The sequence below is a fragment of the Pseudomonas sp. JZ134 genome, assembly GCF_051027695.1.
Lineage (GTDB): Bacteria > Pseudomonadota > Gammaproteobacteria > Pseudomonadales > Pseudomonadaceae > Chryseomonas > Chryseomonas luteola.
Window position 1 is genome coordinate 4,008,990 of sequence record NZ_CP069250.1, and the last position, 14,908, is coordinate 4,023,897.

Consider the following 14,908-nt stretch of genomic DNA (forward strand, 5'->3'; position numbering starts at 1 on the left):
CATTCTTAACCCACAAAAAAGCCGCCTCGAATGGGCGGCTTTTTTGTATGCAGCGAGGCTTACAATACCATCGCGGCAACCCAGCCGAACACCAGCAGCGGCAGGTTGTAATGCAGGAAAGTGGGCACCACGGTATCCCAGATGTGGTTGTGCTGACCGTCCACGTTGAGGCCGGCGGTTGGGCCAAGGGTGGAGTCAGACGCTGGCGAACCCGCGTCACCCAAGGCGCCCGCGGTTCCGATCAGGGTCACGATAGCCAGCGGGCTAAAGCCCAGCTGCACGCTGAGCGGCACAAAGATCGCGGCAATAATCGGGACCGTCGAGAACGACGAACCAATCCCCATGGTGACCAGAAGGCCTACCAGCAGCATCAGGAATGCCCCTACCGCCTTGCTATGGCCGATCCAGTCCGCAGACGCATCCACCAGGCTCTTCACCTGTCCTGTTGCGGTCATTACCTCGGCAAAGCCCTGGGCGGTAATCATGATAAAGCCGATAGCCGCCATCATCTTCATGCCTTCGGTAAAGAGGTCATCCGACTCCTTCCACCGCACAACGCCTGAGGCCGAAAACACCAGAAAGCCAGCCAGTGCGCCGATAATCATGGAGTCCAGCCACAGCTGTACGCTAAAGGCGACCGCAACCGCCACACCCGCCATCAGCAGACTCTTGGGGTTGTAGCTCGCCTCGACATGCTCGGCCTGCTCCAGCCGCGCCAGATCATAGACACGCTTGCGGCGATAGCTGAAAGAAGCAATCGCCAGCCCGCACACCATCCCCAGCGCTGGAATAGCCATCGCTTGCGTGATGCTGATACCACTGATATCCACGCCCGCCTTTGCCACATTGGCCAGCAGGATGTCGTTCAGGAAGATGGTGCCAAATCCCACCGGCAGAAACATGTAGGGCGTCACCAGACCAAACGTCATCACACAGGCAATCAGCCGACGGTCGATCTGCAGACGCGTCAGCACATACAGGAGCGGCGGAATCAGCAACGGAATAAAGGCAATGTGAATCGGCAGGATGTTTTGCGACGAGATGGAAACCGCCAGGATCATGGCCATAAGAATCCATTTCACCATGCCGCCGCCCTTGTTCTCGCTGCGACCGACCATGACGAGCACCTTGCTCGCCAACGCATGTGCCAGCCCGGATTTGCTGATAGCGACCGCAAAGGCTCCCAACATGGCGTAGGACAACGCCACCGTGGCACCTGAACCCAGCCCCGTATTGAAGGCCTTGAGCGTGCCATCCATTCCCAACCCGCCCAGCATCCCGCCGACGAGCGCACTGGCGACCATGGCGATCACCACGTTTACGCGGCACAGGCTGAGGACCAACATGAGTCCTACGGCCGCGACTACTGCATTCATTACCATCCTCCAGCGGAGTGTAAGCCTACCCAAAAAGGCGCGTACTCTGCCGTAATGCAGTAGATGGAGTCAAAAACGGATGCCGAAGTGCAGGCATCAAGGCTGACCCGACAGGCTGCCGGGCCGGTGAATGCGGGGCTATTCCTGTTTGGGTGACAACGGCGTTCCCACCACCGAATCGCCAATTACCAGAAAATGTCCGCCCGCAATATGGTGCAGCGTGCGCAGCTCATCGTGCCCCTCAAATGACCAGTGCCCCTCCTTGAAGACGCGCTCGTCGGCCTGGGCAGCAATCACTTCACCCAGGAACAAATCATACTGCTGCTCATTGTGCGGCTCCGGCAGCAGGCGGCACTCCAGCCACGCCACGCAGCCTTCCAGCAGCGGTGCTTCGACCTGCTCACCGGTGAAGGTCTCCAGCCCATACAGCGCAAACTTATCCTTTCCGCCCCGATCCAGCTCGCGGCCCGACGTGGTTCCCACGGTCTGGGCGATGTCCGCCTGCGTTACCACCGGCACGTTCAGCACAAAGGTGCCGGACTGCTCCAGCAGCTCCCGCGTCCAGGTGGACTTATCCAGGACAACCGCCACCTTGGGCGGCTCGAAATCGATCGCCATCGCCCAGGCCGCCGCCATGATGTTGCGCTTGCCTTCGTGTGCCGCACTGACCAGCACCGTCGGCCCATGGTTAAGCAGCCGATAGGCCTTGGGGAGAGGAACGGGGCGGCGGGTGGTTGTGGTCATGAAGGGACTCCAGAAAGATGAGGCGCGGCCCTATTCAGCGGCCGGGCATAGAAGAATGTCATCATAAGGGGTACGCCGGGCTTGATCAGCCCGGCAGCGTAGGCGCGACGTTGGCTGCCGGCTCACGGGCGACGTCATCCTCCGTTGGCTCAATCAGCGCCACCACCGTCCAGCCGGCCTGGGGCTGCCAGCTGCTGTCCGGTGTGACAACACGGATCTTGTCCTGCGGATCGCGGGCGAACAGTACCAGCGCCTTGCCTTCATGCAGCGCCTGATAGTCAGCCCAGCCAAAACCGTCCGTTAGCCGCGTGGTTCGGATCTCGTCTCCCCGCGCCAGTCGCCCGGCCAGCTGTGGATAGGTAAGGGCCGGACTGCCAAGCGCCTGACCACGGTGCTCTTCACTCGCGCGGTGCTTGTCGCTTCGCTGGCTGTCCTTGCCGCTGTACACGGTGTACAGCTCGTTGGCACCGAACTCATGGCGAAACCGCATGCTGGCGAGGGTGTTCAGTTCGCCCGCGGGAGATACGCCAAGCAGACGACCAATCCCTACCAGATCCATATGCGCCTCGGCGTGCTGCGACGCCGGATTGCCAAAGTAGGTGGGCAGCTCGTCCATGCGCGCGCTACTGATGTTGTCCCAGTTCGAATCGGTCAACATGACGCGCACGCCCAGCTGTTGCAGGGCTTTGCCCAAGGCGCGAGCCACTGGGTTGGCACCGATGATGAGAAAGCCGGTCGGCGCGGGTTCGGCCACCTTGAGCAGACGAGCGAGCGGACGAGCCGTTGCGCTTTGCAGCACCACCGTGCCGATGATGACTGCAAAGGTAAGCGGCACCAGTAAGGCGGCATCATCATTCCCTTCGCTGGTCAGGCGAATCGCAAAGATTGCCGAGACGGCGGCCGCCACGATGCCACGCGGCGCAATCCAGCCCAGCAGTACCCGCTCGCGCCACGACAGCGTCGACCCCCAAGTCGAGACCAGCACGTTCAGCGGTCGCGCCACAAAGAGGATCACCAGCAGCAGGACGAGTACCGCAGGTCCTAGCGCCAGCAAGGCATTGAGGTCCAGCCGCGCCGCCAGGAGAATGAACAGCCCGGAAATGAGCAGGACGCTCAGGTTCTCCTTGAAATGCAGGATCTCCCGTACATCGACATCCTTCATGTTCGCCAGGCACATGCCCATCAGCGTAACCGCCAGGAGACCCGACTCATGCACAAAGTGATTGGATACGATGAAGACGCCCAACACCGCTGCCAGGCTCGCCAGGTTGTACAGGTAATCCGGCAACCACTGCCGCTTCAGTACCTGCCCCAGCAGCCAGCCACCGGCCAAGCCGAACACACAGCCGCACACAATCACTGCGGCAAACGTCGTAAGGCTCTGACTGACCCCGCTACCGGCATCCCGGGCGACCACAAAGCTGTACACCACTACCGCCAGCAGCGCGCCAATAGGGTCGATGACGATGCCTTCCCAACGCAGGATATTGGCCACCGACGCCCGGGGGCGCACCACCCTCAGCATCGGCACGATCACCGTCGGACCGGTTACCAGCGTCATGCTGCCAAACAGCAGTGCCAGATCCCAGGCAAAGTCGAGCAGGTAGTGCGTAGCAATGGTAATGACCGCCCACGTCACCAGTGCTCCGGCCGTCACCAGCCGATGCACCACACTGCCGATTTCCCGCCACTCGGACAGATGCAGCGTAAGGCTGCCTTCGAACAGGATCAGCGCCACCGCCATCGAGACGACAGGAAACAGGAGGGGTCCCAGCAGCGCCTGCGGATCGAGCCAGCCCGTGACCGGACCCGCCAGGATGCCGCAGACCAGCAGAAACAGAATCGCCGGCAAGCGCAGCCGCCAAGCCAGCCACTGGCACATCAGGGCAATCACGCCGATACCGGCAAAGGCGAACAAGAGCTGCTGTTCGTGCATAACGGTCCTTGGAATACGAGGGGAAAAACATCAAGCGAGGGACAGCGCAAAAAGCTGTCATGACTAGACCGTAGCGCCTTTGCGGCAATTCCTGACCTTACGTCGGCATCCGGACGCTACGCGTTGAATGAATAGAGGCTACAAAGAACAACATGACAAGCAGACGAAAGCATTGCAGATATAGGGATGCAAACGGTCAGCGTACAGGATGAGATGAGCCGTTTAGCTTAGCGAGGCAATACCACTACCTACGCACCGTAGTGACGACTGACCAGTATTGGATAGCGCAGCGCCTTGGTTACGTAGCGCAACCAACATGGAATAGGCGAAGGCTTGTCTTGATATTTACCTAATAAATTGCCTGAGCAGGCCAAAACAAGCGAGTCGTGCCCTTTGTCAGAAGGTCCTTACAAAACTTGACGTAATTCACGTTTTGTATGATGTTTCGCCTATCTCGCCAATGCATAGGGACATGGCATGTACGCTCAGGGAATTCAGCGATCACGGTTGTTGAATCGTAACGATTGGCTGCGCTATCACCATGCCTTCCTCGCGCTAGATCTGTTAGCGCTTGCTCCCTTGCTCAAGCAATTCATTTTCTCTTTAACGCTCAAGGTTCACCGAATCTTGCCGTCAAATCTATCTAGCGTCGTCAATCCGCGAATGTAATCGCACGGCTTGCAGTGCCGTCTGTGTAGGGAAATACGCATGGCTCGTCGCTCTAAAACATCACCTTTCGAAGACCTCGTCTTTATTGCCTCCCGCCTTCCCTGGTGGGTAAGTCTGTTATTGGCTGTTCTAAGCGGCGTCATACTTCACCGCTATGCCATCAGCCCTCCGCCCGTAGTGAAAGATCCGACCCAATTTGCCGACGCGCTAACCGGACAAGCCTTTCGCAGTATCGCGCTATTTGCTCAATACCTGATTCCTGCCGCCTTCACGTTTGGAGCTATCGGCTCGGTGTTTGGCCGTATGCGCCGCCGTAAGCTCCATGAGAGCGTTGCCATGGCCACCCAACCCGGCAAAACCCTTAACGGGATCAGCTGGCAAGAATTTGAGCTGGTTGTAGGCGAGGCCTTTCGTCGTCAGGGCTTCACCGTTACAGAGACGGGAGGTAACGGTCCGGACGGCGGAGTCGACCTTATTCTGCATAAACAGGATGAAAAGCACCTCGTCCAATGTAAGCAATGGCGTGCTACCAAGGTAGGCGTGACGGTCATCCGCGAATTTTTTGGCGTAATGGCAGCTGAAGGCGCAGCCGGTGGCTTTGTGGTTACAGCAGGCCAGTTCACCAAGGAAGCCCGAGACTTCGCAAGTGGCCGCGGAATACGACTAGTTGAAGGAGAAGAGCTAAGGCGATGGATTGCTGTAAAAGCCAATACTCGAACAGAGCCGCCTATTAAAGAGACTCCAAGACTAACCCCTTTAATAAATTCTCAACCACACTCTCCTATTTGTCCGCTTTGCCAGTCACCGATGATTAAAAGAGTAGCTAAACGTGGCGCTAATGCGGGGAAAATTTTTTGGGGATGTGAAAATTTTCCAACATGCAAAAACACGATGGATATTAAATATTAAGGAGCTGGCATTAAACTTACAACCCAATATTCCTAACAAAAATCAAACATAAACCGTTATTTTCATTAAAGAAAATGTAGATAACTACCAATTAAGCCTCAGCAATCTTCAAAATTACTGAAGCGGAGGACGCAATGAAGCTTTACAACTTAAAAATAGAAGGTTTCAAAAGAGTTCATTCAGCAAACGTACGTTTTGGGGACGCTACGTTCTTAATAGGTGCAAACAACGCGGGTAAAAGCTCAGTCCTTCAAGCTATAGAATGGCTTTTTTCAGATAAGAAACGTCTAGAGCCTGACTGCTTTTGCTCAGAAATAGACGAGGAAACGAATGAAAACAAAATTGTCTGTAAAAAAGTTGTTTTAGAGGCAGAGCTTAGAAACGTACCAGAAGATGCAGTAAACTGGCGGGGTTTTAAAGGAAGGATATTTAACTATAACTGCGAAGATATTAATGACACAGGAAAAAGTATCTTTTACAGGAAAACCTACACTTTAGGAGAAGATGTAGATATAGAGATAAAAACACTAACCAGAACACTAAGAAATAATTATAACACCACAGCAGAGTTAATAGCAGCTGGCGTAGACGAAGAAAAAGTATTAGATTTATTTAAAGACTTAAACAAAAAATCTCTGCAACAGAAAAAGCAAAGTTAGAACTTATAGATGAAATCTGGGAGATATCCAATGAAGAAACTTGGGCGAAAAACCCAGGCGGTATCGCAGGCGTTGTTCTTTCTAAGCTACCAAAATTTCTTTTTATCCCTGCCGAGTCTTCGTCTCACGAAATTGATACTAAAAACGGAGTCCTTCAGAGAACCCTTAATGAGCTATTCAAAGACGTAAGAAGCGTTTCAGCGCATTATAAGCAAGCCCAAAAGTGTTTAGACAGTTTAGCTAAAGAACTTAATCCTTTAGATGCAGAATCAGAGTTCGGGAAAATGATGACCGAACTTAACGACATTCTTTCTACAGTTTTCCCAGAATCGAGAATTTATGCTTCCGCAGACCTTTCAAATCCTGACACTGCATTGACTCCTTCATTTTCAATTGAAATGTCAAGCAATATAAGGACGTCTATCTCTAATCAAGGGACAGGAATGGTTAGAGCGGCAGTTTTTGGGTTGTTGAGATTTCGGCAGCAATGGTTGAAAAAGAAGGTTGGTAACGATACTCGTGGTCTAATAATAGGTTTTGAGGAGCCTGAAATATATCTTCACCCAAGTGCTGCCAACCAAATGAGGGATCTAATTTACGAACTTTCAGGAAGCACTTCTCAAATTATAGCCACGACCCACTCACCGTACCTTATAGATATATCGAGAAAACCAAAACAAGTATTAAATAGATTTCATTATGAAGACTCACATACTTCAATAATGCCTTTTTCAGTTACTGAAGAATTTTTACTCTTACAGAATGAAGACAAGCACCATGTGAAAATGCTTTTAAAAATTGACGATCATATCTCAAGGATATTTTTTACTCGAAAGGTTATAATCGTAGAAGGCGACACTGAAGAAATAGTTATAAAAGAAGCAATTAAAAGATTACCTCAAGAATCAAAAAACCTCTTACTCTCCAATACAGAAATAATCAAAGCTCGTGGAAAATCAGCAATAATAGGGCTAGCAAAATATCTATCTGCACTTAATGTTAGTTTTTTTATCATCCATGACAGAGATAAAGGAACAGCCGGCGCAGAAAAATTTAACATGCCGATATTGGAAGCGGCAAAATCTAAAGATCATGTTATAGCAGTAGAAGAATGTATCGAGGACCTTTTAGGCTACCCCGCTCCCTCATCAGAAAAACCTTTTTCGGCGTACAAACAGACGCTGCTTTGGGGGAGTACTTGGGACAGCGTGCCTCTATCATTAAGAAATGTGCTAGTAAAAGCATATTATCCTTATTTAAAGTAATTATGCATAAGATGGGTTGAGCGAAGCGATATCTATCTTTTTAGTTGTTATTACAAAACGCCGTTACCTCATCCAATAACGCTTCCTGCACTTCTTCCGGCAAGTAATGCCCACCGGGTAACGCCTTGCCCTGCACATTGGCTGCTACCTTTTTCCACTCTGCGAGCGGGTCGAAGCATTTGCCTACGATGCCGTCAGCGCCCCAGAGTGCAAGGGTGGGCATGGTCAGCATTCGATTGGCGGCGCGATCGGCGCGGTCGTGCTCAAGGTCAATCGTGGCGCTAGCCCGGTAGTCTTCGCAGATGCCTCTGGCCGTGCCGGGCAATTTGAGGCAGCGCAGATACTCTTCAAACGCGCCATCCATGAACGGTGCAAGGCCTGCGCTGCGAGTGCCCATAACGCTGCGCAGGTAGAGATCCGGGTCGGCATCGATAAGGGTTTCTGGCAACGGCGCCGGGCGGATCAGGAAAAACCAGTGCCAATAGGCGCGAGCAAAGGCTTCGTCGGTCTGGTTGTACATAGCCAGCGTAGGGGCGATGTCGAGCAGGATCATTCGCCGTACCGCGGCGGGGTGATCCATCGCCAGACGGTGGACCACTCGGGCGCCGCGGTCATGGGCGAGCAGATCAAATGTGTCGAAGCCCAACGTTTGCATGAGCTCGATATTGTCTTGCGCCAGGGTGCGCTTGGCATACGTCAGGTGCTGCGGGTCAGCAGGCGGCTTGCCGCTATCGCCATAACCGCGCAGGTCCGCCGCCACAACGGTGAATCGCTCAGCCAGCACAGGCGCTACCTTGCGCCAGATAATATGCGTTTGCGGATGCCCATGCAGCAGGAGCAATCCAGGCCCACTACCTCCGATCCGGTAGGCAATATCGACACCGTTGACATGGCACTGCGCTTTTTGAAAACCAGAGAACATGGGTAGGCGCTCCAGGCTGAGGTCGGGTTTATCCGGTGTACCGATTAGCGGCCCCGTTGATAAAGAGCCGGTACCCAAAAGATGGCCGACACCTTGGTTTACCCATCGTTGGCAAACGGCCATTATTTTTTTGCCAAGAGCGATTTATTTCACATTTTTGCACTCAAAGGGGCTCCGTCACTCATACCCTAAAACAATATGAGACTACCTACTCTCCTTTCCCGCCCCTTACTGAACGTGCTGGCCTTCACGACCTTAGCCTTGGGGAGCCATGCGGCGCTGGCTGCCGAGCCGTCTACCGCAACGCCGGTAGCCGTCAGTCAGGTGAACACCTCCGTTACCAGCTCCATCAATGACTTCACTAATGAGGACTGGCAGAACGGGGTCTATCGCAAGGCCGCAGGCTTTTCAATTCCGGCCACGCAGACTAACCAGAATGCGTTCAAGCCTGGAGCAAAGGTGCTCCTGGCAACGGGCGCGGTTGTGGCGGTCAAGCAGGTGCAGGTTGGCGACAAGAACATGGCCGTGTGGGTAGAGGGTCCGCTGCTGGATGGCAGCGCTGTAGGTTATCCGCGTCGGCTGACGGTTGGGCTCAATGGCGGCGATCCCGTCCCGCCCAAGGTCGTGCCGCAGGAAGAGTTCAGCACGCGTATCAATAACCTTACGAACGAGGACTGGCTCAAAGGCGTGTATCGAAAGGCAGCTGGTTTTTCCATTCCCGTTACCGCCATGAACCGCAAGGGCTTCAAGCCCGGCGCAACCGTACGCCTGGGAGATGGGCAAGAGCTGCTGGTGAAATCCGCCCAGGTAGTGGGGACAAGCATGGCGGTGTTTCTGGACAGTCCCGTATTGAATCCAGACCTGGTGGGATATCCGAAAAGGCTGAGGTTCATAGCGCCCGCACCTTGATAGTACAGGCGTGACCGAAAGGAGGCGTTTGGTACGGCCGTGCCGGATGCCTCTCCCTTGATGGATATCGCCTTGCCTACGGGTCAGGTGCTCCGATCCAGGCTGCGGCGCTATATGACTACCGTCAGCCAACCGGTGCCCTATCGTGCCATCACCGCTGGTAGAATGCGCCGCCTGTTCCACCAGCCCTCGATGTCTCCATGTCCCGATTGAATCCTCGTCAACAGGAAGCCGTAAATTACATCAGCGGGCCGCTCCTGGTGCTGGCCGGTGCCGGTTCCGGCAAGACCAGCGTGATCACCCGCAAGATCGCCTACCTGATCCAGCAGTGCGGTATTCGCGCCCAGTACATTTGTGCCGTGACCTTTACCAACAAGGCCGCCCGGGAGATGAAGGAGCGGGTCAGCAGCCTGTTGCGTGGAGGGGAAGGCAAGGGTCTGACCGTATCGACCTTCCACAACCTGGGCCTGAACATTATCCGCAAGGAATACGCCAAGCTGGGTTACAAGCCGGGCTTCTCCATCTTCGATGAGGGCGACATCAAGGCGCTGCTCGCGGACATCATGCAGAAGGAGTATTCCGGAGACGACGGCGCCGATGAGATCAAGAACTACATCGGCAACTGGAAGAATGACCTCGTGCTGCCTGAGGAAGCGCTGGCTAAGGCCCGTACGCCCAAGGAGCAGACGGCCGCCGTGGTGTACCTGCATTATCAGCGCACGCTCAAGGCCTATAACGCTGTAGACTTTGACGACCTGATCCTGCTGCCGGTCAAGCTCTTCCAGGACAACCCCGACGTGCTGGAAAAGTGGCGCAACCGCATCCGTTACATGCTGGTGGACGAATACCAGGACACCAACGCGAGCCAGTACCTGCTGGTCAAACTTCTGGTGCAGGATCGCGCGCAGTTCACTGTGGTGGGCGATGATGACCAGTCCATTTATGCGTGGCGCGGGGCACGGCCGGAAAACCTCATGCAGCTCAAGGATGACTTTCCTTCGCTCAAGGTCGTGATGCTGGAGCAGAATTATCGCTCCACCAGCCGTATTCTCAAGTGCGCGAACATCCTGATCGCTAACAACCCGCACGTGTTCGAAAAGCAGCTGTGGAGCGAGATGGGTCATGGTGACCCAATCCGCGTGATCCGCTGCCGTAATGAGGACGCCGAGGCCGAACGTATCGCGCTGGAAATCCTTACCCTACACCTGAAAACGCAGCGGCCGTATTCGGAGTTTGCCATCCTCTACCGAGGCAACCATCAGGCCAAGCTGATGGAGCTCAAGTTACAGCACCATCAGATTCCGTATCGGCTGTCAGGCGGTACCAGCTTTTTCTCCCGCCAGGAGGTGAAGGACCTGATGTCCTACTTCCGCCTCCTGGTAAACCCGGATGATGACAACGCCTTCCTGCGCGTGATCAACGTACCGCGCCGGGAGATTGGTTCGACCACACTGGAAAAGCTTGGCAACTACGCTACACAGCGGCAGATTTCCATGTATGCCGCTTCTGACGAGATGGGCCTTTCCGAGCACTTGGATGCCCGTTATACCGAGCGCCTTGCCCGCTTCAAGCGCTTCATTGATGCCGTGCGTCAGCAGTGTGCGCAGAGCGATCCGATCATGGCGTTGCGCAGCATGGTCATGGACATCGACTACGAGAATTGGATTCGCCAGAACGCCTCCAGCGACAAGGTGGCCGAATTCCGCATGGGCAACGTCTGGTTCCTGATCGACGCGCTGAAGAACACGCTCGAAAAGGACGAAGACGGCGACATGACCATCGAAGAGGCCATCGCCAAGCTGGTCCTGCGGGACATGCTTGAACGCCAGCAGGAAGAAGAGGAAGGCGCCGATGGTGTGCAGATGATGACGCTGCACGCCTCCAAGGGTCTGGAGTTTCCCTACGTGTTCATCATGGGCATGGAGGAGGAAATTCTTCCGCACCGCTCCAGCATCGAGACGGACAGCGTGGAAGAAGAACGCCGCCTGGCCTATGTAGGCATTACCCGCGCTCGCCAGACGCTGGCCTTTACCTTTGCCGCCAAGCGAAAGCAATACGGCGAAGTGATCGACTGCACGCCAAGTCGCTTCCTGGATGAGCTGCCACCGGAGGATCTGGAGTGGGAGGGTCAGGAGGATGCGCCGGTAGAGGTCAAGGCAGCACGGGGCAATGATGCGCTGGCCGCGATGCGGGCGATGCTCAAGCGGTAGATTTGCTTGTGGAACGATGAGAAAGGTTAAGCGCGATGGGTTGAGCGAAGCGATACCCATAAGGCGCCAAAGCTAACGCCCCGGCCTTTGGCCTTTCCCATTGATTCACACACCTAAAGCGCGCCCCTCGACCTACCCTTTGCAGGGAACGTTCACCCCTATTTTCAGGCTTGCCGCTTTGTTCACACTTCAAGGCCAAAACGACCAGTAATCAGCCTAATGGAAAAAAGCCATGAGCAAATTGAGGGTTTCTAGGGTCAATTGAATATCGGTTTTGTATGACCGTTTATCTCTAACGGTCTTTTTCGATATTCAACAGAGAGGTCTAGATATGGCTACTGCAAATGCCAAGCAAGAACTGAAATCCGTTGAAACCATTAATGCCCGCGCGTCCACCGGTCAGGACGCCACTCTGTCCCAACAGGTTGAAATTGGCAAGGCGTTGAGCGTACTGCTGTCTGACGTTTTCGCCCTGTATATCAAGACCAAGAATTACCACTGGCACATGCACGGCACCCACTTCCGCGACTATCACTTGTTGCTGGAAGAGCAGGCAACCCAGTTGTTCGCCATGACTGACCCCATGGCCGAGCGTGCACGCAAGATTGGTCAGCCTACCATTCGCTCCTTGGAGCAGATGGTGCAGCAAAAGCGTCTGGCCAGCAGCGAAGCTGAAGACCTGACCGCTGAGCAGATGCTGGAAGAGCTGCATGCCGATAACCAGGCGCTGGCTGCGTTCATGCGCACTACCCACACCCTGACCAGTGATGGTAACGATGTGGCGACCACCAGCCTGCTGGAAGAGTGGATCGACCAAGCTGAAGAGCGCGCCTGGTTCCTGGGCAAGACTGTCGGTAAGTAAGTATTATTGGCAGGCTTTGGCTCTCTTTTGTAGAGATGCCTGAACACTGCCGAATTCGATCAATCCGGAATCCTGCGGGGTTCCGGATTTTTTATGCCTGCTGTTTACATACAGCGTGGCAACTGTCATGAATCGTGCTGCTTCGGCACCTGCATAACATCTTCTGCACAACGGGTCGATCTGAGCGAAAATAACGGTTTGTTGTTTTCAGACGCGGACGTGAATGTCGCCTGTTCAGTTCGCGTCTTTCAAACCCTTATACAGATTGCACGTATGTACGATAACCAGCTTATCCTCGTTCCATCCATTTCCACCCTGCCAGGCCATGAAGCCAAGGCATTAAGCGCGCTGCGCTGGCTGATACGCAGGGGCATCGTGCAGGAACAGGTAACGACCTGCGGCCGCGGCTCGCGGGGCATGGCCTATGGCATTGCTCCAGGTGCCGAACGGGTGGTCAGATACCCCGAACATCTGCCGTTCGGTCATCCTGTCAACGGACTGGAAATCATCACTCGCCGCTGCATCTTTACGCCGGACAAGGGATTCAAGGAGGAGGCGGGTTGCCCTGAGTGCCGCCGGGAGATCGGCGAGGCGCTGTTCGACAGCCTGGAAGACTGGATGCCCGGCCATACCGACAATTTCCGTTGCCCCGAATGTGGACACGAAGATGACATCAACGGGTTCCTGTTCCTGCAGCCCTGTGGCTTTTCTAATCTGGGCTTTATTTTCAACGGCTGGGCAAAAGCCGTCTTTCAGCCCACCTTTCTTGAAGAGTTTGCAGAACGGCTTGGCTATGGCATTACACAGGTAACGGTTGAACTCTGAACGAGGGCCCGGTAAAAGAAGGCGAGGAGTACAAAAATAATTAAACAGGCAGAGCGTTGATAAATAAGAGAATTGTGCCTACTGCCGCTGCTTGCCGGAAAATAAAGGTATACAACGGCTCAAAAGCGCGTATGGTGACGTCACTGCTCTGCAATTGTCACTTCGATACCCTGGCTTGATGTACTGCTTCACGTTTCATCTCCTTGGCTCGTTTTACTTTCGCATCTCAGTCTCGGCCTGAACGGTTCAGCGCCGCAGTCTTACTTTTACCTTGGAGATACATCATGTCTACTCGCCAAACGGGTACCGTCAAGTGGTTCAACGATGAGAAAGGTTTCGGCTTCATCACGCCTGAGAGCGGTCCTGACCTGTTCGTTCATTACCGTTCGATCGAAAGCGCCGGCTTCAAGAGCCTGAGCGAAGGTCAGCGCGTTTCTTTCGTGGCCGTCAAGGGCCAGAAAGGCATGCAGGCTGATCAGGTTCAAGTCGTCTAAGACGCCTGATCCAAAAAGCCCCGCCTAGCGGGGCTTTTTTATTGCCTGCGTTTTTTAAAGTCGGCTGTTCGCCGCTATCGCCTCAATGGCAAGCCCTTCGTCCTGTACTGCTGCTCTTTCAGAGTGGTGCCTGTTCGATCAAGCCCTGTCTTGACGCCAACATCATCCAACCTAATGGATCAGCATGTCCGGTTATCGAGTCAAATATCAAACCGTCACCGTTGGTGATGTGGATTTTCACATCCAATCCCTAAAAGACCATCAGCAATACTATGATCCCAACGGCGAAGCGGAGCTGCTGGGCATCTCGCCCGAAAGCTGGCCGCTGTTTGGTCAGGTCTGGCCTTCAAGCTATGTACTGGCCACAGCCATGCAGACCATTGATCTCAAGGGCAAACGTATCCTGGAGTTGGGGGCAGGTCTTGCCTTGGCCAGCCTTGTGGTGCATAGCCGAGGCGGCAACATGACGGTGAGTGATTACCATCCGTTGATCCCAACCTTTCTGAACGAGAATCTGCGGCTCAACAACCTGGGGCCGATCAAATACCAGGCGGCAGATTGGGGCAGAACCGACCTGGACCTGGGCCAGTTTGATCTCATCATCGGCAGTGACCTGATCTACGAGCGCGACCAGCCTGCCATCCTGGCCGACTTCATTGACCGGCACTCGGCAGATGAAGTGGACATCATCATTGTCGACCCGGACCGCCGCCAGCGTTCCAGCTTCTGCCGTGAGATGGAGGAGCTGGAATACTCGTATCGGAGTACGCGAGCAGACTGTGTACTGAGTACCGGCGAAGCCTATAAAGGGTCATTCCTGCATTTTCATCGGGACGAGGCCACACTGAGCCTCGCCGTCGGTTAGGTTTTCCTACAGCGGGCCGGGGTCCGGAATCGGGCCAGGAATCTTGGCTGGCTCTTCCAGGTTTTCGCGCGCTTCTTCAGGCAGGTCTTCCGGGCGGGTCTCGGGATCGAGTTCGCTTTCCAGCTCACTATCGGCTTCGTCAAGATCGTTCAAAGGCGCCTGATCAGCACAATAGAGGCCTATAACGGCCGGATCAGGCGTGAACGCTGAAGGACTTGGGTGCGTCAGCATCGGCATATCCTCATGGCTGGGCTCTTTTGTTT

The 14,908-nt window shown here is 54.5% G+C and carries 14 protein-coding genes; 9 read left to right on the plus strand and 5 right to left on the minus strand.

Annotated elements, in window-relative coordinates; translation table 11 throughout:
- Nucleotides 1–59: 59 nt before the first annotated feature.
- The 3 genes from JQR86_RS18705 to JQR86_RS18715 all read right to left on the minus strand — a co-directional run bounded on the left by JQR86_RS18705 (nucleotide 60) and on the right by JQR86_RS18715 (nucleotide 4,056).
- Nucleotides 60–1,376 carry a Na+/H+ antiporter family protein gene (locus tag JQR86_RS18705; protein WP_434154046.1) on the minus strand — a complete coding sequence of 439 codons (1,317 nt, stop codon included), beginning with the start codon at nucleotides 1,374–1,376 and terminating at the stop codon, nucleotides 60–62.
- Between the two features lie 138 nt (nucleotides 1,377–1,514).
- Nucleotides 1,515–2,120 carry a flavin reductase family protein gene (locus tag JQR86_RS18710; RefSeq protein ID WP_197872495.1) on the minus strand — a complete coding sequence of 202 codons (606 nt, stop codon included), beginning with the start codon at nucleotides 2,118–2,120 and terminating at the stop codon, nucleotides 1,515–1,517.
- Between the two features lie 85 nt (nucleotides 2,121–2,205).
- Complete coding sequence (locus JQR86_RS18715) at nucleotides 2,206–4,056, minus strand: cation:proton antiporter (protein ID WP_434154047.1); 1,851 nt, start codon at nucleotides 4,054–4,056, stop codon at nucleotides 2,206–2,208.
- Nucleotides 4,057–4,764: 708 nt separating this feature from the next.
- Between JQR86_RS18715 and JQR86_RS18720 the strand changes: the two genes are divergently transcribed.
- The 3 genes from JQR86_RS18720 (at nucleotide 4,765) to JQR86_RS18730 (ending at nucleotide 7,558) form a co-directional block, all read left to right on the plus strand.
- Complete coding sequence (locus JQR86_RS18720) at nucleotides 4,765–5,634, plus strand: restriction endonuclease (protein ID WP_434154048.1); 870 nt, start codon at nucleotides 4,765–4,767, stop codon at nucleotides 5,632–5,634.
- A 134-nt stretch (nucleotides 5,635–5,768) separates the two neighbouring features.
- Nucleotides 5,769–6,293 (plus strand): AAA family ATPase, encoded by a 525-nt coding sequence (locus tag JQR86_RS18725; protein ID WP_434154049.1) that lies wholly within the window; start codon nucleotides 5,769–5,771, stop codon nucleotides 6,291–6,293.
- 62 nt (nucleotides 6,294–6,355) lie between these two features.
- Nucleotides 6,356–7,558, plus strand: coding sequence for an ATP-dependent nuclease (locus JQR86_RS18730; protein ID WP_434154961.1), 1,203 nt, complete (start codon nucleotides 6,356–6,358; stop codon nucleotides 7,556–7,558).
- 40 nt (nucleotides 7,559–7,598) lie between these two features.
- Here JQR86_RS18730 and JQR86_RS18735 read toward each other — a convergent pair whose 3' ends face one another.
- Nucleotides 7,599–8,480 (minus strand): alpha/beta fold hydrolase, encoded by an 882-nt coding sequence (locus tag JQR86_RS18735; protein WP_434154050.1) that lies wholly within the window; start codon nucleotides 8,478–8,480, stop codon nucleotides 7,599–7,601.
- Between the two features lie 198 nt (nucleotides 8,481–8,678).
- Between JQR86_RS18735 and JQR86_RS18740 the strand changes: the two genes are divergently transcribed.
- The 6 genes from JQR86_RS18740 to JQR86_RS18765 all read left to right on the plus strand — a co-directional run bounded on the left by JQR86_RS18740 (nucleotide 8,679) and on the right by JQR86_RS18765 (nucleotide 14,645).
- Nucleotides 8,679–9,389 (plus strand): hypothetical protein, encoded by a 711-nt coding sequence (locus JQR86_RS18740; protein WP_434154051.1) that lies wholly within the window; start codon nucleotides 8,679–8,681, stop codon nucleotides 9,387–9,389.
- A gap of 200 nt (nucleotides 9,390–9,589) precedes the next feature.
- Entirely contained in the window at nucleotides 9,590–11,599 is a 2,010-nt protein-coding gene (gene rep / locus JQR86_RS18745; RefSeq protein ID WP_434135322.1) for a DNA helicase Rep, read from the plus strand.
- Between the two features lie 331 nt (nucleotides 11,600–11,930).
- Complete coding sequence (locus JQR86_RS18750; RefSeq protein WP_312196299.1) at nucleotides 11,931–12,461, plus strand: Dps family protein; 531 nt, start codon at nucleotides 11,931–11,933, stop codon at nucleotides 12,459–12,461.
- A 273-nt stretch (nucleotides 12,462–12,734) separates the two neighbouring features.
- Nucleotides 12,735–13,286, plus strand: coding sequence for a sugar ABC transporter ATPase (locus tag JQR86_RS18755; protein WP_434135320.1), 552 nt, complete (start codon nucleotides 12,735–12,737; stop codon nucleotides 13,284–13,286).
- A 284-nt stretch (nucleotides 13,287–13,570) separates the two neighbouring features.
- Nucleotides 13,571–13,780: a cold-shock protein gene (locus JQR86_RS18760; RefSeq protein WP_010796478.1), complete on the plus strand. Its 210-nt coding sequence runs from the start codon at nucleotides 13,571–13,573 to the stop codon at nucleotides 13,778–13,780.
- Nucleotides 13,781–13,964: 184 nt separating this feature from the next.
- On the plus strand, nucleotides 13,965–14,645 hold the full coding sequence (locus JQR86_RS18765) for a class I SAM-dependent methyltransferase (protein ID WP_404626783.1): 681 nt from the start codon (nucleotides 13,965–13,967) through the stop codon (nucleotides 14,643–14,645).
- Nucleotides 14,646–14,651: 6 nt separating this feature from the next.
- Here the strand turns inward: JQR86_RS18765 and JQR86_RS18770 are convergent, their stop codons facing one another.
- Nucleotides 14,652–14,876 carry a hypothetical protein gene (locus JQR86_RS18770; RefSeq protein ID WP_010796476.1) on the minus strand — a complete coding sequence of 75 codons (225 nt, stop codon included), beginning with the start codon at nucleotides 14,874–14,876 and terminating at the stop codon, nucleotides 14,652–14,654.
- Between the last annotated feature and the right edge of the window lie 32 nt (nucleotides 14,877–14,908).

Coding starts and splice junctions, on each gene's coding strand:
- JQR86_RS18705 (WP_434154046.1), bottom strand. CDS start 1,376: ATGAATGCAGTAGTCGCGGCCGTAGGACTCATGTTGGTCCTCAGCCTG.
- JQR86_RS18710 (WP_197872495.1), bottom strand. CDS start 2,120: ATGACCACAACCACCCGCCGCCCCGTTCCTCTCCCCAAGGCCTATCGG.
- JQR86_RS18715 (WP_434154047.1), bottom strand. CDS start 4,056: ATGCACGAACAGCAGCTCTTGTTCGCCTTTGCCGGTATCGGCGTGATT.
- JQR86_RS18720 (WP_434154048.1), top strand. CDS start 4,765: ATGGCTCGTCGCTCTAAAACATCACCTTTCGAAGACCTCGTCTTTATT.
- JQR86_RS18725 (WP_434154049.1), top strand. CDS start 5,769: ATGAAGCTTTACAACTTAAAAATAGAAGGTTTCAAAAGAGTTCATTCA.
- JQR86_RS18735 (WP_434154050.1), bottom strand. CDS start 8,480: ATGTTCTCTGGTTTTCAAAAAGCGCAGTGCCATGTCAACGGTGTCGAT.
- JQR86_RS18740 (WP_434154051.1), top strand. CDS start 8,679: ATGAGACTACCTACTCTCCTTTCCCGCCCCTTACTGAACGTGCTGGCC.
- rep (WP_434135322.1), top strand. CDS start 9,590: ATGTCCCGATTGAATCCTCGTCAACAGGAAGCCGTAAATTACATCAGC.
- JQR86_RS18750 (WP_312196299.1), top strand. CDS start 11,931: ATGGCTACTGCAAATGCCAAGCAAGAACTGAAATCCGTTGAAACCATT.
- JQR86_RS18755 (WP_434135320.1), top strand. CDS start 12,735: ATGTACGATAACCAGCTTATCCTCGTTCCATCCATTTCCACCCTGCCA.
- JQR86_RS18760 (WP_010796478.1), top strand. CDS start 13,571: ATGTCTACTCGCCAAACGGGTACCGTCAAGTGGTTCAACGATGAGAAA.
- JQR86_RS18765 (WP_404626783.1), top strand. CDS start 13,965: ATGTCCGGTTATCGAGTCAAATATCAAACCGTCACCGTTGGTGATGTG.
- JQR86_RS18770 (WP_010796476.1), bottom strand. CDS start 14,876: ATGCTGACGCACCCAAGTCCTTCAGCGTTCACGCCTGATCCGGCCGTT.